The 20852-nt window shown below is 65.2% G+C and carries 19 protein-coding genes; 14 read left to right on the top strand and 5 right to left on the bottom strand.

The window, feature by feature from the left end; translation table 11 throughout:
- Window positions 1-35 precede the first annotated feature (35 nt).
- The gene (locus A7U43_RS02200; RefSeq protein ID WP_011331219.1) at window positions 36-623 is read right to left on the bottom strand and encodes a TetR/AcrR family transcriptional regulator; all 588 of its coding nucleotides are present in this window, start codon (window positions 621-623) and stop codon (window positions 36-38) included.
- Between the two features lie 101 nt (window positions 624-724).
- On the opposite strand from A7U43_RS02200, the gene A7U43_RS02195 reads away from it, so the two are divergent.
- The 7 genes from A7U43_RS02195 (at window position 725) to A7U43_RS30215 (ending at window position 7808) form a co-directional block, all read left to right on the top strand.
- Entirely contained in the window at window positions 725-1591 is an 867-nt protein-coding gene (locus A7U43_RS02195) for a CoA transferase (protein WP_011331218.1), read from the top strand.
- Window positions 1588-2763, top strand: coding sequence for a thiolase family protein (locus A7U43_RS02190; protein ID WP_011331217.1), 1176 nt, complete (start codon window positions 1588-1590; stop codon window positions 2761-2763). The genes A7U43_RS02195 and A7U43_RS02190 overlap by 4 nt, the downstream gene beginning before the upstream one ends.
- A 7-nt stretch (window positions 2764-2770) precedes the next feature.
- Entirely contained in the window at window positions 2771-4438 is a 1668-nt protein-coding gene (locus A7U43_RS02185; RefSeq protein WP_011331216.1) for a long-chain-fatty-acid--CoA ligase, read from the top strand.
- Entirely contained in the window at window positions 4435-5223 is a 789-nt protein-coding gene (locus tag A7U43_RS02180) for an enoyl-CoA hydratase/isomerase family protein (protein ID WP_011331215.1), read from the top strand. The genes A7U43_RS02185 and A7U43_RS02180 overlap by 4 nt, the downstream gene beginning before the upstream one ends.
- 8 nt (window positions 5224-5231) lie before the next feature.
- The gene (locus tag A7U43_RS02175) at window positions 5232-6392 is read left to right on the top strand and encodes an acyl-CoA dehydrogenase family protein (RefSeq protein WP_011331214.1); all 1161 of its coding nucleotides are present in this window, start codon (window positions 5232-5234) and stop codon (window positions 6390-6392) included.
- Between the two features lie 91 nt (window positions 6393-6483).
- Window positions 6484-7242 (top strand): 3-hydroxyacyl-CoA dehydrogenase, encoded by a 759-nt coding sequence (locus A7U43_RS02170; RefSeq protein ID WP_011331213.1) that lies wholly within the window; start codon window positions 6484-6486, stop codon window positions 7240-7242.
- A complete protein-coding gene (locus A7U43_RS30215) occupies window positions 7239-7808 on the top strand; it encodes a MaoC/PaaZ C-terminal domain-containing protein (protein WP_019346206.1) in 570 nt (189 codons plus the stop codon). Before A7U43_RS02170 ends, A7U43_RS30215 begins: the two co-directional genes overlap by 4 nt.
- Window positions 7809-7813: 5 nt before the next feature.
- On the opposite strand, the gene A7U43_RS28990 is transcribed toward A7U43_RS30215, so the two are convergent.
- From A7U43_RS28990 to A7U43_RS02145, 4 genes are all read right to left on the bottom strand, one after another.
- Entirely contained in the window at window positions 7814-8932 is a 1119-nt protein-coding gene (locus tag A7U43_RS28990; protein WP_231963498.1) for an SDR family NAD(P)-dependent oxidoreductase, read from the bottom strand.
- 88 nt (window positions 8933-9020) lie between these two features.
- Window positions 9021-10196 (bottom strand): CaiB/BaiF CoA transferase family protein, encoded by a 1176-nt coding sequence (locus A7U43_RS02155; protein ID WP_047040135.1) that lies wholly within the window; start codon window positions 10194-10196, stop codon window positions 9021-9023.
- Window positions 10193-11926 carry an AMP-binding protein gene (locus A7U43_RS02150; RefSeq protein WP_158230620.1) on the bottom strand — a complete coding sequence of 578 codons (1734 nt, stop codon included), beginning with the start codon at window positions 11924-11926 and terminating at the stop codon, window positions 10193-10195. The genes A7U43_RS02155 and A7U43_RS02150 overlap by 4 nt, the downstream gene beginning before the upstream one ends.
- A gap of 104 nt (window positions 11927-12030) precedes the next feature.
- Complete coding sequence (locus tag A7U43_RS02145) at window positions 12031-13479, bottom strand: FAD-dependent oxidoreductase (protein WP_197499946.1); 1449 nt, start codon at window positions 13477-13479, stop codon at window positions 12031-12033.
- Between the two features lie 397 nt (window positions 13480-13876).
- Between A7U43_RS02145 and A7U43_RS02140 the strand changes: the two genes are divergently transcribed.
- The 7 genes from A7U43_RS02140 (at window position 13877) to A7U43_RS28985 (ending at window position 20851) form a co-directional block, all read left to right on the top strand.
- Window positions 13877-14998 (top strand): NDMA-dependent alcohol dehydrogenase, encoded by a 1122-nt coding sequence (locus A7U43_RS02140; RefSeq protein ID WP_047040138.1) that lies wholly within the window; start codon window positions 13877-13879, stop codon window positions 14996-14998.
- 105 nt (window positions 14999-15103) lie between these two features.
- Window positions 15104-15343 carry a hypothetical protein gene (locus A7U43_RS02135; RefSeq protein WP_064895177.1) on the top strand — a complete coding sequence of 80 codons (240 nt, stop codon included), beginning with the start codon at window positions 15104-15106 and terminating at the stop codon, window positions 15341-15343.
- Window positions 15344-15400: 57 nt separating this feature from the next.
- Window positions 15401-15613 carry a ferredoxin gene (locus A7U43_RS02130; protein ID WP_064895175.1) on the top strand — a complete coding sequence of 71 codons (213 nt, stop codon included), beginning with the start codon at window positions 15401-15403 and terminating at the stop codon, window positions 15611-15613.
- A gap of 61 nt (window positions 15614-15674) precedes the next feature.
- Entirely contained in the window at window positions 15675-17195 is a 1521-nt protein-coding gene (locus A7U43_RS02125) for an aldehyde dehydrogenase family protein (protein ID WP_047040141.1), read from the top strand.
- A gap of 385 nt (window positions 17196-17580) precedes the next feature.
- Complete coding sequence (locus tag A7U43_RS02120; RefSeq protein WP_064895169.1) at window positions 17581-18447, top strand: MlaE family ABC transporter permease; 867 nt, start codon at window positions 17581-17583, stop codon at window positions 18445-18447.
- Between the two features lie 3 nt (window positions 18448-18450).
- Complete coding sequence (locus tag A7U43_RS02115) at window positions 18451-19311, top strand: ABC transporter permease (RefSeq protein WP_052773256.1); 861 nt, start codon at window positions 18451-18453, stop codon at window positions 19309-19311.
- 1 nt (window position 19312) lies between these two features.
- Complete coding sequence (locus tag A7U43_RS28985; protein ID WP_074413391.1) at window positions 19313-20851, top strand: MlaD family protein; 1539 nt, start codon at window positions 19313-19315, stop codon at window positions 20849-20851.
- Window position 20852: the final 1 nt, after the last annotated feature.

Below are 20852 nucleotides of genomic sequence, written 5' to 3'. Positions count from 1 at the left end.
CACCTCTACCTCCGACCTGACCCAACAAACTACCGCTAGATTACGGTCACGGAGAGCGTCAGTTTGTCGCTGTGCGGCACGCCCGTCCGGTCGAGGAAGTCACACATGTCATCGATCATCGGCTGCATGAGCAGCTGCCCCAGCTGACGAACCATCAGCCCGATGACCTGTGAGGACTCGGATCGCCGTGTCGAGGTCTTGCCCGAATAGCGGAGTTTGGAGATCTCTCTGCGACTCAGGTCGGTCAGCCGCTCGAGTAACTCGCTCTTTCCCTGCGGATCGAGCACAGCGCGCCGGATGTAGTTCACCACCGTCGGATGCGTCGCGAGCATGTGCCGCACCGCCTCGTCTCGAGCGGCGGCGACCTGCGCTGGGGCGCCCTCGTCCGGCACAGAGGCGATCGCCAGAGCGTAATAGTCGACGACCAGTTGCTCGACGGCGACGCGTAGCCCGTCCTTGGTCTTGAAGTGGTGCTGCACCAATCCCACGGCGACCCCGGCGGCGGCGGCGACGGCGCGCATCGAGACGCGATCCTCGCCGCGCTCGGCGTAGAGGTCGAGCGCGGCGTTGCGAATGCGGGCCTTCGCGGTGAGGTCCTCGTCACTGGCGCGGGGGTCGGTCACAGAAATTGCCTCCTATCAGGGAAAAAAGCATACACCCTTGACATTAGACAGTACATGCGCATTAATGGCTATACATCAGTATAGTCAAAAAGGGGTTGATGATGTCGCAGTCGAGTTCGCTGCAGGGCGTGCAGGTGGTGTCGCTCGCGATCAATCTGCCGGGCCCGCTCGCCGCCGCGCGGCTACGGGCGCTGGGCGCCACCGTCACCAAGATCGAACCGCCGGCCGGCGACCCGCTGCGGGCCGTGGCGCCGACGTGGTACGACGAGCTCACTGTGGGCCAGCGGGTCGTGACCCTCGACCTCAAGGACCCCGCTGATCGGGCGGTGGCGGCGCGCGAGCTGTCGCGTGCCGACCTGATGCTCACCGCCATGCGCCCCTCGGCGCTGGTCAAGCTCGGCCTGGACGAGTTGACCGCGGCGAATCCGCACCTGTCGCATATCGAGATCGTCGGGCACGACGGGATCGCGGCGGAGCAGCCCGGCCATGACCTGACGTACCAGGCCCTGCACGGCACTCTCCAGCCGCCGACGATGCCGACCGTCCCGGTGGCCGACCTGCTCGGCGCCGAGCGCGCCGTGTCCGCGGCCCTGCTCGCCCTGCGCGTGGCCGCGGAGTCCGGCGTGGGACACCGCGAGCGGGTCGTCCTCGAACAGGCGGCCGCCGACGCCGGCGCCGCAGTTCGGCACGGTCTGATGGGAGCGGGCGCGCCGCTCGGCGGGGCGCATCCCGGTTACCGGATCTACTCCAGCTCCGACGGCCACGTCGCGCTGGCCGCGCTCGAGCCGCACTTCTGGGAGCGCGCCCGCGCCGGTCTCGGTGTCGAGGGCACCCAGGAGGAGCTCGAGCAGACGTTTCTTTCCAAGCCGACGCGCGAATGGGAGGAGGTCGCGAAGCGCCTCGACATTCCCCTGATCGGAATCCGCGATTCGGCACCCCGTAATTCAGCACAAGGAGCTTTGTCATGAGTGTTCGCGAGGCCGTTATCGTCGGCGCGGTCCGGACCCCGGTCGGCCGTCGCGGAGGGATCCTCAGCGCATGGCATCCGGTGGACCTGCTCGGGCAGACGCTGCGGGAGCTTGTGGCCCGCGCCGGCGTCGACCCCGCCGCGATCGAGGACGTCATCACCGGCTGCGTCATCCAGCACGATGTCCAGTCGGGCAATCTCGGCCGCCACGCGGTGCTCGCCGCCGGGCTGCCCGAGTCGGTCCCCGCGGTGACGATCGACCGCCAGTGCGGTTCAGGGCAGCAGGCGGTCAGCTTCGCCGCCCAGGCGGTGATGGCGGGTTCCCACGACCTGGTGATCGCCTGCGGCGTCGAGTCGATGTCACGGGTGCCGATGCCTCCGGCGTTCCTGCCCGGCGCGCCGCTCGGCCCGCAGTACAGCCCGCGCGAACTCGACCGCTACGACGGTGGGCTGATGGCGCAGGGCCCGTCGTCGGAGCTGATGAACGAGAGGTTCGACCTGAGCCGAGCGGCGTTGGACGCGTTCAGCGCTCGCAGCCACGAGCGGGCGCACGCCGCGACGCGGGCCGGGAAGTTCCGCGACCAGATGGTGCCGATCACCGCCGACCCCGACGACCCGACCGGTCCGGTCATCGACTCGGACGAGGGCATCCGCGAGCACATCGACCCCGCCAAGATGGCGAGCCTGAAAGCCGTGTTCGGCGCCGACGGGCGGACCACGGCGGCCAACTCCTCGCAGATCAGCGACGGCGCGGCCGCGCTGCTGATCGCCGACCGCGAGTACGCCGAGCGCAACGGCCTCATCCCACGCGCCCGGTTCCGCGCGCTGTCGGTCGCCGCCGCCGACCCGATCATCCAGTTCACCGCGATCCTCGACGCCGCCCACAAGGCGCTCGGCCGAAGCGGGTTGGCCGTCGAGGAGATCGACCTGTTCGAGGTCAACGAGGCCTTCGCCGGTGTGCCGCTGATCTTCCAACGGGAATTCGGCGTCCCGGACGACAAGCTGAACGTCAACGGCGGCTCCGTCGCCCTCGGCCACCCGCTGGGCTCGACCGGAGCCCGGATGCTCACCGACCTGCTCTGCGAACTCGAACGCTCCGGCAAGAGGTTCGGCTTGCAGACCGTCTGCGAGGCCACCGGCACCGCGAACGCCACCATCATCGAACGCATCTGAGGACGTCATGAGCCACGAGATCGTGAGGGGCCTGCCCTCCACCCACGGCGACCACTATCAACTCAACACCACCACCATCATCCGGCACGCCGCGCGCACCTATCCCGAGCAGGAGATCGTGTACCGCACCGCGGACGGCGGCTGGGACCGGTACACCTACGCCGATGCCTACGCGCGAATCCAACGAAGTGCCAATGCACTTCGCTCGATCGGCGTCGGGCCGGGCGATGTGGTCGGGATCCTCGACTGGAACAGCAAGCGGCACTACGAGCTGTACTGGGCGATTCCCGGCCTCGCTGCCGTGATGTTGCAGATGAACCTGCGTTTGGCGCCAGAGGATCTCGCTTACGTCACCGGACACAGTGATGCATCGGTGGTCCTCATCGACGAGTCGCTGCTTCCGGTTGCCGAGGCGCTGGCACCGCATACGCCGAACGTGAAGACGTGGGTGGTGATGACCGATAAGCCGCTGGCCGACATCACCACCACGCTCCCGCACGCGGTGCACTGGGAGGACCTGCTCGCGGACGCCGGCCCGGAGATCGACTGGCCGGTCATCGACGAAACCTCCTCCTACAGCGCGTGTTACACCACCGGCACCACCGGCAGGCCCAAGGGCATCTACTACTCGCATCGCGGCATCTACCTGCACACCCTCGCCGAGGTCGCCGGACTCGGGATGAGCAGCGACGATGCCGTCATGCTCATCACGCCGATGTTCCACGGCCAGGGCTGGGGCCTACCCCAGGCGGCCGCCTACAGTGCCGCAAAAATCGTGCTGCCCGGTCGCTACATCGCCGAGGACACATCCGTCCTCGTGGACGCGATGATCGCGGAGCAAGTCACCGTCGCAAACGGTGCGCCGGCGATCTTCCAGCCCATGATGAACTACATCAAGACGCTTGCGGTCGCACCGGACTTCTCCCGCGCGCGGCTGCTGTCCGGTGCCACCGAGCCGCCGCTGTCGCTGATGCGCGACTTCCACGACATCACTGGAGCCGACGTCATCCACGCCTACGGCGCCACCGAGACCACCCCTCTGGTCGCGGTGAACCGGGGACTGAAGCCCTCGCTGCGCGGTGTGATCTCGGACGAGGAGAAGTGGGATCTCAAGCGTAAGCAGGGTTTGCCGGTCAACGGCATCGACATCCGGATCGTCGACGCGGAAGGCAACGATCTCCCGCACGACGGCACGAGTCAGGGTGAAGTGCTGCTGCGCGGACCGTGGATCATCGAGCGCTATCACAAGCTCGACGACGACGCCGACAAGTTCCTCGACGGGTATTGGCGTAGCGGCGATGTCGGGACCATCGACCCGAATGGTTACTTGAAGATCACCGACCGGATCAAGGACGTGGTCAAGTCGGGTGGCGAATGGATTTCCTCCATCGACATGGAGAACGCACTCGTTGCCCATCCGAAGATCGCCGAGGCGGCCGTCATCGGCGTCCCGCACCCGAAGTGGCAGGAGCGTCCAGTAGCACTCGTCGTGACGACCGACGGGCAGGAACTTCCACTGTCGGAGATCCACGAATTGCTCGCCGATGCATTCGCCAAATGGCAATTGCCCGAGACCGTCCTGTATCTGGACCAGCTGCCCCGCACCAGCGTCGGCAAGCTCGACAAGAAGGCCATGCGCGCCGCGCACACCAACGTCTACGAGGACGTCCGATGAACCCCGACAACGCCCCGCTACGCACGGCCCGCGACAGCCACCTCCTGATCCTGGAGATCAACCGGCCCAAGGCTCGCAACAGTCTGAACGAGGCGGTGCTCACCGCCTTGAACACCGAGCTCGTCGCGGCTCGGCACGACGACGAGATCCGTGCCATCGTGCTCACCGGCGCCGGCGGGATCTTCTGCGCCGGAGCCGACATCACCAATTTCGACGCCATTCGCGACCAGTCGCTGCTCGGCGATCGAGCCGCGCTGGGCGGCACCATCTGGGCCGACCTGGGCCGATTCCCGAAGCCGGTCCTCGCTGCGGTCGAGGGCCTCGCACTCGGCGGCGGCTGCGAGTTGGCGCTTGCCTGCGACATCGTCATCGCCGGCGAATCCGCCAAGTTCGGTGTCCCGGAGGTGAAGCTCGGCGTGATCCCGGGCGGCGGCGGAACCCAGCGCCTGATTCAGGCCGTCGGCAAGTCCAAGGCGATGGCCCTACTGCTCACCGGCGACTTCCTGTCCGCACAGCGGGCGTGCGCGGCCGGCATCGTCGCCGAGACCGTCCCGGACGGCACCGCCCTCGAAGCGGCGGTCGCCATGGCGCAGCGGATCGCCGCCAACTCACCGCTCGCGGTGGCGCTGGCCAAGGATGCCGCCCTCCAGGCCCTGGAAACCTCTCTGGCGCAAGGACTCGAGCACGAGAAGCGCAACTTTCACGTTGCCATCCATTCCGCCGACAGCCGCGAGGGCCAGGCCGCGTTCCTCGCCAAGCGCGCCCCCGAATTCACCGGAAAGTAGGACCGATCATGAGCGAGCTGTTCCCCGATTACCGCTCCCCGTGGGAGACCGACGATCAGGCGCTGCTGCGTAAGCACGCCGCCGAGTTCTTCCGCAAGGAAGCCACCCCGAACCAGGACCGTTGGGCCGCGCAGCACCAGGTCGACCGCGAGTTCTGGACCAAGGCCGGCGCCGCGGGACTGCTGTGCCTCGACATCGCCGAAGAATACGGCGGCGGGGGCGGCAACTTCGGCCACGAGGCGATCGTGCAGCAGGAGATCGCCTACGCCCACGACACCGCGTTCGGCTTCGCCGTGCACTCGACGATCGTCGCGCACTACATCGCCGCCTATGCCACCGAGGACCAGAAGAAGCGCTGGCTATCGAAATGTGCGAGCGGTGAGAGCGTCCTCGCCATTGCGATGACCGAACCCGGCACCGGCTCGGACCTGCAGGCCGTACGGACCACCGCGGTTCGCGACGGCGGCCACTACGTGATCAACGGCTCGAAGACGTTCATCTCGAACGCGTCGCACTGCGACCTGCTCGTCATCGTCGCCAAAACGGACCCGAGCCAAGGTTCCAAGGGTATCTCGCTGCTCGTCGCGGAGACGGAGAATCTTCCGGGGTTCGAGCGTGGGCGGGTGCTGGACAAGATCGGCCAGCACGGCCAGGACACCCGCGAGTTGTCGTTCACCGACATGCGGGTGCCGGCAGCGAATCTGCTCGGCGGCGTCGAGGGGCAGGGCTTCTACCAGCTGATGGGTCAGCTGCAGCGTGAGCGGCTGATCCTCGGTGTCGGCGGTGTCGCGGTGGCCGAGGCCGCGGTGGCGGAGAGCATCAGGTACGCCAAGGAACGTCACGCCTTCGGCAAGCCGATCCTGAACTTCCAGAACACGAAGTTCGTACTCGCCGAGTGCAAGACCGACGTGCTGGCCGGCAAGACCCTGATGGACCACTGCATCCAGCGTCACCTCGACGGCACCCTCGACGCGGCGACCGCGTCGATGGCCAAGCTGTGGGGCAGCGACAAGCAGTGCGAGATCGTCGACCGCTGCCTGCAGGTCTTCGGTGGCTACGGCTACATGATGGAGTACCCGATCGCGCAGATGTACGCCGCTTCCCGCGTGCAGAAGATCTACGGCGGCACCAACGAGATCATGAAGGAACTCATCGGCCGCGCCTTATGAGGTTGACCTTCGCGCAGTGACACCACTGCGTCAGTCACACCTCACTTTGTCAAAAACCCGATGTTCTCAACCTATTTCGTCAGGAGTATTCATGCATATCACCGGAACCAACGCACTCGTCACCGGCGGAGCCTCGGGCCTCGGACTGGCCACCGTCACCGCCCTCGCCAAGTCGGGCGCCCGGGTAATCGCCGTCGACCTGCCCACCGCGAACACGGATGCGCTGGCTGCTCTCGGCGACACCGTGGAATTCGCTCCGGCGGATGTCACCGACGAGGCCGCGGTCACCGAGGCGGTCGAGCGCGCCAACGCGGAGTCCTCACTGCGAATCACCGTGAACTGCGCCGGCATCGGCAACGCCGTCAAGACCGTCGGTAAGAACGGACCGTTCCCGCTGGCCGAATTCGAGAAGATCGTCAAGGTCAACCTGACCGGAACCTTCAACGTCATCCGCCTCGCCGCGCACGCGATGTCGCAGAACGAGCCCGTCGACGGCGAGCGCGGCGTGATCGTCAACACCGCCTCGGTCGCGGCCTTCGACGGGCAGATCGGACAGGCCGCGTACTCGGCATCGAAGGGCGGGATCGTCGGCGCCACCCTGCCGATCGCCCGCGACCTGGCGTCGCTGCTGATCCGGGTGAACACCATCGCGCCCGGCCTGTTCAAGACCCCGCTGCTGGGCACGCTGCCCGAGGCGGCTCAGATTTCGCTGGGACAGCAGGTGCCGCACCCGAACCGGCTCGGCGACCCCGCCGAGTACGCGCAGCTGGTCGAGGCGATCGTGACCAACCCGATGCTCAACGGCGAAACCATCCGCCTCGACGGCGCGATCCGCATGGCGCCGCGGTGAAACCCGTCGGCGTGCAGGTGGGATCGCACCATGAGCACACACGCCTTGTATACGCCGAGGACCTGGGCATCGGCCAGCGTTTCGACTTGGGCTCACACACGGTGACCGAGGCCGAACTCGTCGACTTCGCCACCCACTGGGATCCCCAGTGGTTTCACATCGACCGGGCGGCGGCGCAGGACGGCCAGTTCGGTGGCCTGATCGCCAGTGGAATCCACACGTTGGCGATCCTGCAACACCACGACGCCGTCCATATCCGATACGGCCTGACCGAAGCCGCGCTCCCGCGCGCTCATCTCCCACGGCTGTTCCAACCCCGGCGAGGTCTCGCGCGACCTCACGGCCCTACTCTCGGCCGTGCCCCCGCCGGATCCGACAAACACCACGACCACGCACGCCCGGCAGCGGCTATGAGTTCCCGGACGCGGAAGACCACACCCATCGACGGTGCCGCACTTGATTGGTCTCTTTCGGCCCCCCTCGAGCAGATGCGCTCGGGCCGAACAGTCAAGGTGCTGAACAAGATACGCAGACACGCGCCGGAACTCGTCACCGTCAGCTACTGAGAGATTCAGCGGGAGCGCCGCCGCGCAGCGGGATCGGTCTCGGCCTGCCAGCGCCCCAGCGCCTCGGCGGAGACCTTCGCGTATTTGACCAGGCTGCGCACCGAGGTGTGTCCGCTCAACGCCATCAGCATCGGCGTGGAAGCGCCCTTCTCTGCGGCGTGGGTCAGTCGCGAGTGCCGCAGCTGGTGCAGCGTGAACGGTCCGCGTCGCATCCCTTCGGTGTGCTCCTCGAGGAGCGTCGCGGCGCGGCGGTAGGAAAGTCGGGCGCGGCCGGTCGAGTTGTCGGTGTCGGTCTTGGCGACCGACGGCTTGGCTTTGCGGTCGGTCAGGAACAGCGGCCCGGACTTCCGTCCGGCGATCAGCCGGGGCAGCGGCCGTGCGGTGCCGGTCTGCCAATAGATCACCTCGCGGGCGCCGCCCTTGCGGGTGACCGTGGCGCATCGGTTCACGGTGTCCAGGTCCTCGATGTCGAGATTCAGGATCTCCTCCGCCCGCGCGGCGGACTCATACAGCTTGTCTGCATCGGCTTGGCCGCGGACGATCTCTTGTAGCAAAGGGGTGTCGGTCGGGCCGGGGCACACGGTGTTGGCGGTTACCCCCGCGCGGGCGACCTCGCGAGCGATCGTCTTCGTGAATGCGATCACAGCGCCCTTGGCCCCCGAGTACACCGACTCCAGCGACGAACCGACACGACCGGCGTCCGAGCCGATGTTGACAATCCGCCCCCACCCCGCCTCGATCATCGCCGGAAGCACGTCGTGCGTGGTCCGAAGCACGCCCTTGTAGTTGATCTCGATGACGCGCTGCCAGAACTCCTCGTCGGTATCGACAAAGGGCTTGAGCTCGTCCCACCCAGCGTTGTTGACCAGGATGGAGATCGATCCCAGCTTCTGGCGAACCTCGTTGAGGCCCTCCTTCACCGACGCCGGGTCGGTGACATCCACGGCGACGGGCACGGCGGTGCCGCCGGCTGCGGTGATCGTCGCCGCGGTCTCCTTAGCCTCGTGGTCGCGCAGATCGACCACCGCGACGTGGCGGCCTTGCCGGCCTAGCGCTAACGCGATCTCGCGTCCGATTCCTCTAGCGGCGCCGGTGACGACGGCGACACGTGCCTGCATGCTCATTCTCCGATCGTTTCTCCGTTACGACGTCCAGAGTCCATATACTTTACAATGACGATGATCATCCCGATTTGGATCGTCCTCGCCGATTTCACTCCGTGACCGCGCCGGTCGCCCGCAGCGTTTCGATCTCGTCCGGGGAAAGGCCGATCTCGTCGAGAATTTCGCGAGTGTGCTGCCCGGGCCGGGTAACGACCGATCCCGCGGTTGGCTTCCACGCGCTCATGCGCGGCAGCGGGCCAACCACACCCGGCGCGTCCAGCAACCCTCTGCGCTGCGCTGCGTCGAACGCGTCGGGCAGCGACCTCACGGGAGCCACCGCGGTGTCGACCTCTTCCAGCCGGGCCAGCCATTCCGCGAGCGAGGCAGCGGAGAAGGTCTTCTCGAATGCGGCCCGCAGCTCGCCCCATCGAGACTGGTCGGCATAAGCCGAGATCAGGTCGGGGCGGCCGAGTGCTGTGCAGAGGTTCGCGAAGAACTTCGGCTCCAGAGCAGCCACCGACAGCCATTGCCCGTCGGCCGTGCGATAGCAGTCATAGAAGGGGACCGCCCCCGACAGCAGGCCCCGGCCCCACGACGGATCCGGCGCCGACGCCAGCGTCCACGACTGGACCACCTGCAGCAGGCCGAGCAGCCCCTCATACATCGACACGTCGATGTGAGTTCCCCGGCCGCTGGCCTGGCGGCCCAGGAGGCCGGCCAGGATGCCGAACGCGGCCAGCAAACCTCCTGCGGCGAAGTCGGCCACCACGTTGACGGGTATGCCCGGACGCTGGCCATCGCGTGTCGTCGCCGACAGCAGGCCCGACTCGGCGATGTAGTTGAGATCGTGACCGGCGCGCATCGCCAGCTCCCCGGATTGCCCATAGCCGGTCAGCGAGCAATAGACGATCGCCGGGTTCCGCGCGGCGACCGTGTCGTAGCCCAATCCGAGCCGCTCGCAGGTTCCCGGCCGGAATCCCTCGACGAAGACGTCACTGCGCTGCGCCAGTTGCAGGGCGATCTCCAGGGCTTGCGGTTGCTTGAGGTCCAGCACGAGTGATCGTCGGGAGCGATACAGCGGATTGATGCCCTGTCGGCGCGCGCGCTCACCACCGTAACCGGGTAGCGCGCCAAGACCGCTGCCGCTTCGCGCGGCGGCCGGGGCTTCCACCGTGATCACCTCCGCGCCGAGGTCGCCGAGCAGCATGGTGGCAAACGGCCCTGGGGCCAGCGCGGACAGGTCGAGGATGCGTACCCCGGACAGCGGGCCGGTCGGATCGCTCATGCCGTTCCCTCAGCTGCGCGTTCTGCGGTTGACGGTGCGGTGTCAGCCGGCGTACCTGGCGCCGGCGGCCGATGGCGAGCTGAGGTCCCGTCTTCGTTACGCGCGTGACCTGCCAGGTCCTTGATGGCGATGTCTCGAAGGAGCGCTTTGTCGACCTTTCCGCCGGCATTGGTCGGCAGCTCATCGAGCACGATGAATCTTTCGGGCAGCTTGGCCTTGGCGAGCTGGCGGTCGAGCAGAAACGAGCACAGATCGTCGAGCCGGGGGTGAGAGCCTAAAGCGGGCACCACTGCGGCGCAGGCCCGCTCGCCCAGCCGCTCATCGGGGATTCCCACGATCGCTACGCCAGCCACGTCAGGGTGCTCGAGCAGCAGCTCCTCGACTTCCCGCGGGAAGATGTTGGTGCCTCCCCGCAAGATCATGTCCTTGATGCGCCCCACGATGCGTAGGTATCCGCGGTCATCGAACTCACCGACGTCACCGGAGTGGAAGAAACCCTGATCATCCCAAGCCTGCCGGTCGTAGTCGGGCTCGTTGAGATAGCCGTATGACTTGTTGGGCCCACGCCAGCACAGTTCACCAGCGTCGCCCGGCGGCACGGGGTTGCCGTCCGCGCCGAGCAACACCACCTCGACACCGGGGCAGACCGAGCCGACGGTCGTGTGGCGTAGCTCGTCTGGATCGTCGATCGACGTGATGGCGGGCACTCCCCCATCGGTGGCGCCGTAAATGGTTTGCACGCGGCAGCCCATCCGTGATTCGAGGTCGCGCGCGGTGGACTGTGGCAGCGGGGCGCCCGCGTTGTTGAATCGGGTGAAGTGGGACAGGTCATACTGCTCGAGCGGGAACTCCAGCATCATGATCATCTGGGTGGGCACGGCGGTCGCGTAGGTGCACTGCTCCCGGATGATCAGGTCCAGTGCGGCCTGCGGCTTCCAGGTTTCCAGCAGCGCGGTCGTCGCACCCACCAACAGTGGTGCCAGCACGGGAAAGACGTAGCCGGTCGAGCCCGTGCTGGCCGGTGCGATGGCGGCGGCGACGTCGTCGGCACCGAGGTGGAGGCGGCGGCCCATATGGTGGACGAGCAGGGCGACCAGGTCATTCGAACTCCACACCGACGCCTTGGGGATACCGGTCGTTCCCGACGAGGACATCACGTGTGCGGGCGCATCGGCGCTCGGCCGATGCTCGTCGAGCTCGCCGGCGGTCAGAGGCGCCGAGTTGGCTGCCAGCGATTCCAGCGAACCGCTTCGGGCGGTCAACACGTGTTTGAGGTCGGGCAGCCCGTCACGCAGCGTTTCCGCCAGGCCGACGTAGTCGAAGCCGCCGTTATCGTTGAGGACGATCAGCATCGAAGCCCGTACCGTGCCCAGCAGAGACCGCAGCTCGGCGCCGCGCCAGCCGGTGCTCACCGGCAGGAACAGCGCGCCGATCCTGTTGCACGCCAGGTGCAGTGCCGGCAGCAAAACGCAGCCGGGCAGGTGGATGGCGACCGGGTCGCCGGGCTCGACACCGTGATCGAGCAGGACCCGCGCAAGGCGCAGCGACAGGTCCCTGAGTTGGGCGTATGTCAGCTTTTCGCGGGAATCGATGACCGCAGTCTTTTCGGGATGCCGTTGTGCGTGGTCGTCGACGACGTCCGCGATCGTCTGGTCGCCCCACACGCCGATCTCACGGAAGCGGCCCGGGGCCGAGGCGGGCTGCATCCAAGGAATGTGGCGGTCGATCATATCGTGGCTCCTTCGCAGAGACTGTGTTGTGGACCTGAGTTGGGATGTCGACTGTGCGTGCCGGTGTCGGCGGGCTCCCGGGCGCACCACTCGATACGTGCGGGTCATCCTGGTGTTCGCCCGGCCGGGCTCGGGGTGCCGGCCGCGGCGTCCGTCGGGGCGTCGTGTGCCAGGGGGTGGGCGTGATCGAGCATGGCGGCCAGATCCGGGGTTTTGACCCGGGGGCTTCCTCGGCGCCGACCTGCTTGGATTTCGTGGGAGTCCAGCCGTAGCCATCCCGCCCAGTCCACGACGTTGACTGCGCGGTGCTCGAGCAGTTCGATGACCGTCCGGCGGTGGTCGTGTCTCGGCGGTGCGAGGCCGGGCAGGTCGGCCAGCAGGTTCTTGACGGTCTCGGCGGCGTCGGCTCGATTGGTGCCGATCACGCCACTGGGGCCGCGCTTGGCCCAACCGGTCACGTACTCGCCCGGCAGGAAATGGCCCTGTCCGTCCACTAGGCGGCCCCCTTGGTTGCGGATGGTTTGCGTACCGCTGTCGTAGGGCAAGTCGGCTACCGGACGCACCTGGTAGCCGACGGAATGCAGCACCAGGTTCACGTCGAGCACCTCGTACTGGCCTGAACCGCGCGCCTGGCCGTCGTCGGTCAGTTCGTTGCGTTCGACAACCAGGGCATTGACGTGGTCGTCGCCGAGGATAGCGACAGGGCTCCGGAGGAATCTCAGGTGCAGTCTCCTCGGTTTGCCCTGCAGCGGCCGATCCGCCCACTGCCGCAGCGTTGAGACCATGCGTTCGAGCTGGGGCCTTCCCAACAGCTCGGCTCGCTCGCTTTCGCTCAACGCCAATTCGGTCGGATCGATGATGAGATCGGCGTTGGACAGCTCGCCGAGTTCGCGAAGTTCGACCGGTGTGAATTTCATCTGCGCGGGGCCGCGTCGGCACAGCAGATAGATGTCGGTGATGGCGCTGGAGCCAAGTGCGGTGACGACCCGGTCGGGCACGTCGGTGGCGGCGATCTCCTCGGCGCTGCGCGCGAGCACTCGCGCGACATCGAGGGCGACGTTGCCGGCCCCCACCACGGCCACGCCCCGACCGTGCAGTGGGAAGTTGCGGTCGGCGGCGTCGGGATGTCCGGAATACCAGCCGACGAATTCTTTGGCCGCAAAGCTGCCCGGCAGGCGGCTACCGGGTACGTCCAGCACTCGGGCGTCTTCCGCGCCAAAAGCGTAGATGACGGCGTCGTAAAATCCTCGCAACTCGTGTCGGCTGATATCACGGCCGACAGAGACGTTCCCCAGAAAACGGACCGTGGCTGAATGGGCGGTGAAGGGTGCGCCCAGAACGCGGGCGACCGACTTGATCTTCTGGTTATCCGGCGCGACTCCGTACCGGACGAGCCCGAACGGCGAGGGCAGCCGTTCGAACACGTCTATCTTCACCGGGTGACCCGACTCCACAAGTTCGGTCACCGCGTACAGGCCGGCCGGCCCCGCACCCACCACAGCGATGCGTGCCGGTCCGCGGGCCTCGCCGCCGGGGGCGACGGTGTGCGTCACGCCGACCTCGGAGCGTGCTGACCGGTCTGGCTGCGCGTCAGAGCCGTACATCGATGTGGGGAACCGCATCGGAGGCTAATTGTCATCACGTTATTGAGGTACCTCTTCCCGTTCTCTTCTTCCCGTCCGGCGTACAAAACTCCTGGTCCGTGGCCAGTGAACTGGCAAGACTGCTTGCCGATGATCGGCGGTGCGACAGAATCCAGGAATCGTTTTCCTTGCCAGCGGTGTGGGTATGACCTATGATCATAGTGCTTAATGACATGAGTCACATCAACGATGACTTGTGTCAACACCGACAACGGCGACGGGGCCCTTCGATCGACACAACAGTCTGGGCAGCCGGCGTCGACGCGCGGATCAAGATCGATGTGATTAGGTCGACGAAGGGAGTTTCGTGAAGACTCGGGCAGCCGTGCTCCATGGGCAGAACGAGCAGTTCAAGGTGCAGGAGGTGGATCTCGACCCGCCGGGCCCGCACGAGGTGCGGGTGCGCCTGGCGGCGACCGGCCTCTGCCACAGCGACTACCACCTGGTGACAGGCGATCTTCCGATGCCGTATCCGGTGATCGGCGGCCACGAAGGGGCCGGGGTCATCGAAGAGGTCGGCGCCGAGGTCACGGCGGTCGAACCGGGCGATCATGTGGTGTTGTCGTTCATCCCCGCGTGTGGGCACTGCCGCTCGTGTGCGGTCGGACACTCCAACCTTTGCGACCTGGGTGCCAACATCCTGGCCGGTCCGCAGCTCGACGGGACCTACCGATTCCACGTGGGAGCGCAAGGCGCTGGCCAGATGTGCTTGCTGGGAACGTTTGCCGAGCACACCGTGGTGCCTGATGTTTCCGTCGTCAAGATCGATCGGAGCGTTCCGCTGCGCACCGCAGCCCTGATCGGGTGCGGCGTGCCCACCGGCTACGGGGCGGCAGTCAACAAGGCCAAGGTGCGGCCCGGTGAATCCGTGGTCGTCTGGGGCGCCGGGGGAATCGGCATGAACGCGATCCAGGGGGCCGCTACGTCGGGCGCCCGCGTCGTCGTGGCCGTCGAACCGGACGAGGCCAAGCGCAAACTCGCCTACGAAGTGTTCGGCGCGACACACGTCGTCGATCCGACCGCCGTCGACCCGGTCGACGCGGTGTTGGAGGCCACCTGGAACAGGGGGGCCGACGTGTCCATCGCCACGCCCGGCGTTCTGACCCAGGCGATCCTCGCACAAGCGCTGCAGGCGCTGGGGAAAGGCGGGCGGGCCGTCCTGGTCGCCGTGCCGCCCGCCGGCGCCGACCACCTACCCATCGCTCCCTTCGACGTTGTGATGTTCGAACGCCAGATCCTGGGCACCGTGTATGGCAGCAGCAACCCGTTCTCCGACATTCCCCAGCTGATCGACCTCTATCAATCCGGCAAATTGAAACTCGATGAGCTGGTGACCAACACCTACTCGCTTGATCAAATCAACGAGGGGTACGAGGCCATGCTCGCGGGTCGCAACATCCGCGGGTTGGTCATTCTGTCGGACGACTAGCAGCCCAAGTGGAGAGCTGATTCCGCCCTGCAGTGCAAAGTTGTCTCGGCCACGGCCGCGACGCAAAACCGATAGCCGTTCGTGAAGATTGGAGCGAATTCAACAATGACGACACAACAGCGCAACACCGATATCGATGACGAACGACCCACGCGGCTCAACGCCGAAGCGGCCGACAAGTTCATCGAGCATCTGAGCATGCACGACCGGGAGGTTCAACGCCACCGACTGGCGATCTACGACCGGATGCGTGAAGCATGCCCGGTCGGGCACTCCGTCGAACACGGCGGCCACACCCGAATACCGGCTGGATCCCGACAAGCCACCGGTGTGGCACACCGGTGACACCTGGGGTGTGAAGTCTTTGCCGGTGATCTTCGAGGCCAGGTCGTGACGAGTCCCGTGACCAGCAAATCCGCAGAGGTCACCGTCGATCTCAACCGGTGCATGGGCCATGCCCGCTGCCACTCACTGGCACCTGCGGTTTATGGCCTGGACGACGAAGGAAAGTCCGTCGTGATCGTCAATCCCGTTCCGCCAGAGTTGGTCAACGAAGCAGAGGAAGGCGCGCAGGCGTGCCCCGAACACGCGATCACAGTTCGCTACCACGATTGACAGCTCGTCACCAGCTGACCAAAACCGTCTTACAACCAGCAAAGCGAGACCCAAGATGACAATGACGGCACCGCTGAAATCCGATGTGCGATGGCGCTTCGAGCAATACATCGGCGGGACATGGCGTCCCTCCGTCAGTGGCAAACGCAGGCAGGTCATCGACCCGGCCACCGCGACCGTCGTCGGCGATGTCGCCGACGGAGGGATCGCCGACGTCGAGGCGGCGGTCGCGTGTGCCCGCACGGCCTTCGACGAGGGCCCCTGGGCCGGCCTGGACGTGCGAAGCAGGGTCCGAGCGCTGCAGCCAGCCATCGACTACCTGGTCGAAAACCAGGACGCCCTCCTGGAAGCGGAAATCGCCGAATGCGGATCTCCGATCAAGACGGCGAGCGCTCTGCACGTCGGATTCGCCTTGGCCCACAGCCAGTACTTCCTCGATATGGCCCCAAGCGTGCGTCTGGAGCAGCCATTGGGGTTCCATTCGCCGCCGTTTAGCGTCAGTCACGTCGTACGGGAACCCGAGGGCGTCGTCGCGGCCATCACCCCGTTCAACTTCCCGCTCTTGTTGGCCGTGTGGAAAGTCATTCCCGCACTGCTGATGGGCAACAGCGTCGTGCTCAAGCCCAACCCACGCACGCCGCTGTCGGCGATGCTACTGGCTGAAGCATTGTCGCGCACAGATCTTCCCCCCGGGCAATTCAACGTCGTCACCGGGGACGTCGAAGTGGGCCAATACCTCGTCGAAAGCGCTCTGGTGGACCATGTCACGTTCACCGGCAGCACCGGGGTCGGGCGGAGCGTCGCCGCCGGGGCTGCGCAAACGTTGAAGAACGTCACCCTAGAGCTCGGCGGAAAGTCGCCGTCAGTCATCCTGCCCGACGCTGACTTCGATCTCGTCGTCGACGGCGTGCTGTTCGGCGTCAACTTCTACGCCGGGCAGTGCTGTGAAGCGGGCAGCCGGGTCTTCGTGCCACGCGGGCGCGAAGAGGAACTCATCGACCGGCTGGTGCGGCGGGCCGCCACGATCAGACTCGGAGACACGCGCAACCCGCAGACCGACCTCGGCCCGGTGATCTCGGCCGAGAAAGCCGCCGAGCTGGAGCGCGTCGTCAATGACGCCGCGGCCGCCGGCGCCACAGTGGCGTGTGGTGGTCGTCGTGCCGACATCGGCGACGGCTACTTCTTCCAGCCGACAGTGATCCACAACGTCAACAACGACATGCCGATCGCCCGTCAGGAGCTTTTCGGCCCCGTGCTGTCGGTCATCGGGTACGACTCCGTCGACGACGCGGTGCGCCTGGCCAACGACACGATATACGGCTTGGCAGCGACGGTGTGGTCCACCAACATGGTCAACGCCTACGAAATCAGCCGCCGGTTACGCGCCGGCACGGTCTGGATCAATGACCACCACCAGTTGCGCCCCGACGCACCGTTCGGCGGATACCGGCAAAGCGGCATCGGCCGCGAACTCGGAGACGACGGATTCCTCGATTTCACCGAAGCCAAACACATCTACATGAGCCTGACGAATGATCGCCAGTCGCGCTTCTGGTCCCTAATCCTGCCCGCTGAGGAATAGGAGCGGGGGCCGCCCACCGCCTAGCGTCGCCGACCGCGGTGCAGGTGTCGCTTCCCGCTGGCCCGGTCGACCAACACCTCGTCGGCCAATCATCGTCAGCAACCGCTTCGCCTCGTCCGCGCCAATTCGCTACCCGGCCCTGCAGCGTGTTAACCGCTGTTAGCATTGCTGTTGGCCGCGGTGGGACCACGCGAGTTCAGGGCACAAGCAGGCGACGCCGGCCCTGCCCAACAGCACCTGTGCATACTAACCGTACGCACGGTCGGTACTCGGGCAATTGGTCTCGCGGACGTCCCCGACGCGCAGGCATTGATGCCCCGCGTAGCAATCAGGAGGATCCAACAATGTTCACTTCCGCCCCGTTTGGTCTACGCTGCGGCTTCCTATGACATTCTCCGAATCCGGCTCCGCGACAACGGGAACCCGCGATGCCATAGGCGAGGTTGCGGATGGGGCGCGCAGGTACATTGCGTCCCACCCGTTGATGTCGTTGGGGACATTGGGCGGACAGGCCGTACTGGCGGTGCGCACTGTTCAGTGCTTGTTCACCGATGCACTCGCTCGCCGCTTCCAGTTCCGAGAGTTCATACAGCAGGCCGCATTCATGGCCTCAACAGCCTTTGTCCCAACAATATTCGTGACGATTCCGATCGGTGTAACACTGGCGATCCAGTTCAGCTTGTTGGCAGGACAAGTGGGCGCAACGTCGCTGGCGGGAGCTGCCACAGGGCTCGCAGTCATCCGCCAAGGTGCGCCACTCGTTGCAGCTGTCTTGTTGGCAGCCGCGGTAGGTTCGGCAGTCTGCGCAGACCTGGGATCCCGAACGATGCGTGAAGAGATCGACGCGATGACGGTGATGGGAGTTTCGCCGATCCACCGCCTGGTAGTTCCGCGTTTTGCGGCTGTGATCATTGTGGGAATAGCACTGACTGGCTTAACCAGCTTTGTAGGCTTCCTCGCCGGCTACACATTCAACGTCTACATGCAAAACGGCACGCCGGGATCTTTTGTCGCGACGTTCTCCTCGTTCGCAACGATCGGCGACTTGCTGTTGGCGCTCGCCAAGGCCGTGGTCTTCGGCGCCATTGTGGCGATCGTGAGTTGTCACAAAGGCTTGAGCACTCGCGGTGGGCCCGCCGGAGTCGCCAACTCGGTGAACGCAGCAGTCGTCGAGTCGATACTGCTACTGATGACTGTCAACGTGGTCATGACCCAGCTGTATATCATCGTTTTCCCCAAAGCGAGTTTCTAGCCCATGACGGCACCCACTTGGTTCCGCCCGCCAGGGACGCAGATGGTGGCAAGCTCCGCGCTCGTCGCAGGACTGCTCGTGGCAAAAGCTGGCCACATCAGCTACTTCTTCCGCAACATCCTGTTATCGATCCCCCTTGTCGTGCGCCGCTATCGAAAAGAGTTCACGCGGGTACTGGTCGATATCAGCTGGGGCAACGGCTCGATTGTGGTCGGTGGCGGGACCATAGGCGTTGCGATCGTGTTGGGCGCCACAGCGGGCGCGCTGATCAGCGTAGAGGGATTCAACGCCTTGAATCTGCTTGGGCTGGGCCCAGCCACCGGGCTGATTTCCTCGTTTGTCGGTACCCGTGAGCTGGCGCCTGTGATGATTGGGTTGGCATTCGCGACCCAGGCAGGCTGTCGATTTACCGCACAATTAGGCGCAATGCGCATCAACGAGGAGATCGATGCCCTTGACACCCTTGGCATCAACTCAGTTGCATACCTGGTAACAACCCGAGTGGCCGCGGCTGTCACAGCCGCCGTTCCGCTATTTCTCGTATGTCTTGCGGCGGCGTACCTTTCGGCTGAAATGGTTGCGGCGGCGGTAAGCGACCACTCTGTCGGTACCTATATGCACTACTTCAATCTGGCTGCAAGCGGACGTGACGTCTTCTTTGCCGTGGTCAAGGCCGTGGTGTTTGTCTTCGCAGCATCCACAATGCAGTGCTACTACGGCTACTACGCGAGCGGTGGCCCAGCCGGCGTCGGTGTCGCCGCCGGGAGGGCGATGCGCGCCAGCATCACTGTCGTGATCATCGTGAACATGCTTCTCACTATGGCGCTTTGGAGCGTCGACTCTGGCGCCAGGTTCGGAGGGTAGCGTGACAAATTCCTTCGACACTGACTCCCGCGGCCCATCCAATCGGCGTCTGTTCGTCGCGGGAGTTTGCTTTCTCACCGTCATCGGTAGCGTCATCGCGTTGTGTCTCATGAAGTCTCAAGGAAGGCTCGACAACATAGTTCGTGTGACCGCTGAGCTGATGAACGTGGGCGACGGTCTTCCTGCGAAGTCAGATGTCAAGTTTCGAGGCGTACTTGTAGGCGAAGTTAGCGACGTCGAGCTTTCCGGCGTAGGACGACCGTACATTGTTCGAATCAACCTCAAACCCAATCATGCATCCAGCATCCCCGACACGGTCACGGCGCGAGTTGTTCCGTCCAACGTCTTCGCGGTTTCGTCGGTGCAATTGGTCTCGAACGGGCTGGACCTGTCTCCGCTGCGCTCTGGCTCAGTGATACGCGAGGATCACACCCTACCCACGGTGTTGTTCCAGTCTTTGTTAACCAAAGTTCGCGAATTACTCAAGTCAGTGAGCCGAGATGACAACGACAACACCATCGGTGTGCTCGCAGCTCTCAGCGGCGCGGCCGAAAGCCGCGGCAGTAGCATCCGTGCGGCGGGCAGCGACCTCCACCACATTGTTACGCAGCTGAATAATGTTGTCGGCGATAACAATGACCCCACCACCATATCGGCACTCGCGACTGCGGCCAATGCGCTACGACAAGCTGAGCCAGTTCTGAGCGACGCTCTCGACGAGGCGATCGCACCCATGCGTGCACTGACCGAAACGCGATCTCAGTTGACTAACTTGATCTCGGCAGGCACCAATACGACTACAACACTTGGTGAGGCGTTCGATAACCACACCGACCGTCTTATTGCCATTACCACCCAGTTGACCCCTGTTATCGGCACGCTCGCCGACAACTCCGATGAATTCACACCGATCGCAACCAGGATGACGAGAATGGCCGAACGCGTCGAGGCCAATTACGACACCGAAAGACACAACTACGTCATCAAGGCAATCGTCAGTCTGGCGCCTTTCCGACAATACGTCCGCGCTGATTGCCCCCGTTACGGAGAACTCGAGGGGCCAAGTTGTCAAACAGCGCCAGAGGTACCGACTGCGCCCGATCTGTTGCCGGCATTAGGATCAATGGGAATCCCACCACCGAATGGGATCACGGAGAATCGACCGAATCTTGCTCCACCGCGTGATTCGGTTCGGCACGCCGGCGACGTACCTGGCGGGATTCCTCCGAGCGCTCACCCCACCCCTGGCCCGCCAATCTCAGATCCCGGCAGTTCGCTCGCGCCCACGGAAGCATCGGCCCCAGAAACAGTGATTACGACTCCTTCTGATAAGCCCGAGGAGGCCTCGTCCGAAACGTTCGGGCTGCCACAGAATTACGAACAGGAGTACGGAGGGAGTGTCGGCCCGGTCGGCAGCGTCGCCGAGAACTCCCAGTTGAGCCAAGTAGTAGGCCGCGAGGCCGATTCGGCAGTTCAACTTCTACTCGGACCGGTGTTGCGGGGCGCGGCGGTACACATCACTCCGGACACAGGAAGGTAGA

The organism is Mycobacterium adipatum, assembly GCF_001644575.1.
Taxonomy (GTDB): domain Bacteria; phylum Actinomycetota; class Actinomycetes; order Mycobacteriales; family Mycobacteriaceae; genus Mycobacterium; species Mycobacterium adipatum.
Note: the sequence above shows the minus strand (reverse complement) of the source record. Positions and strands in the feature narration are given on the sequence as shown.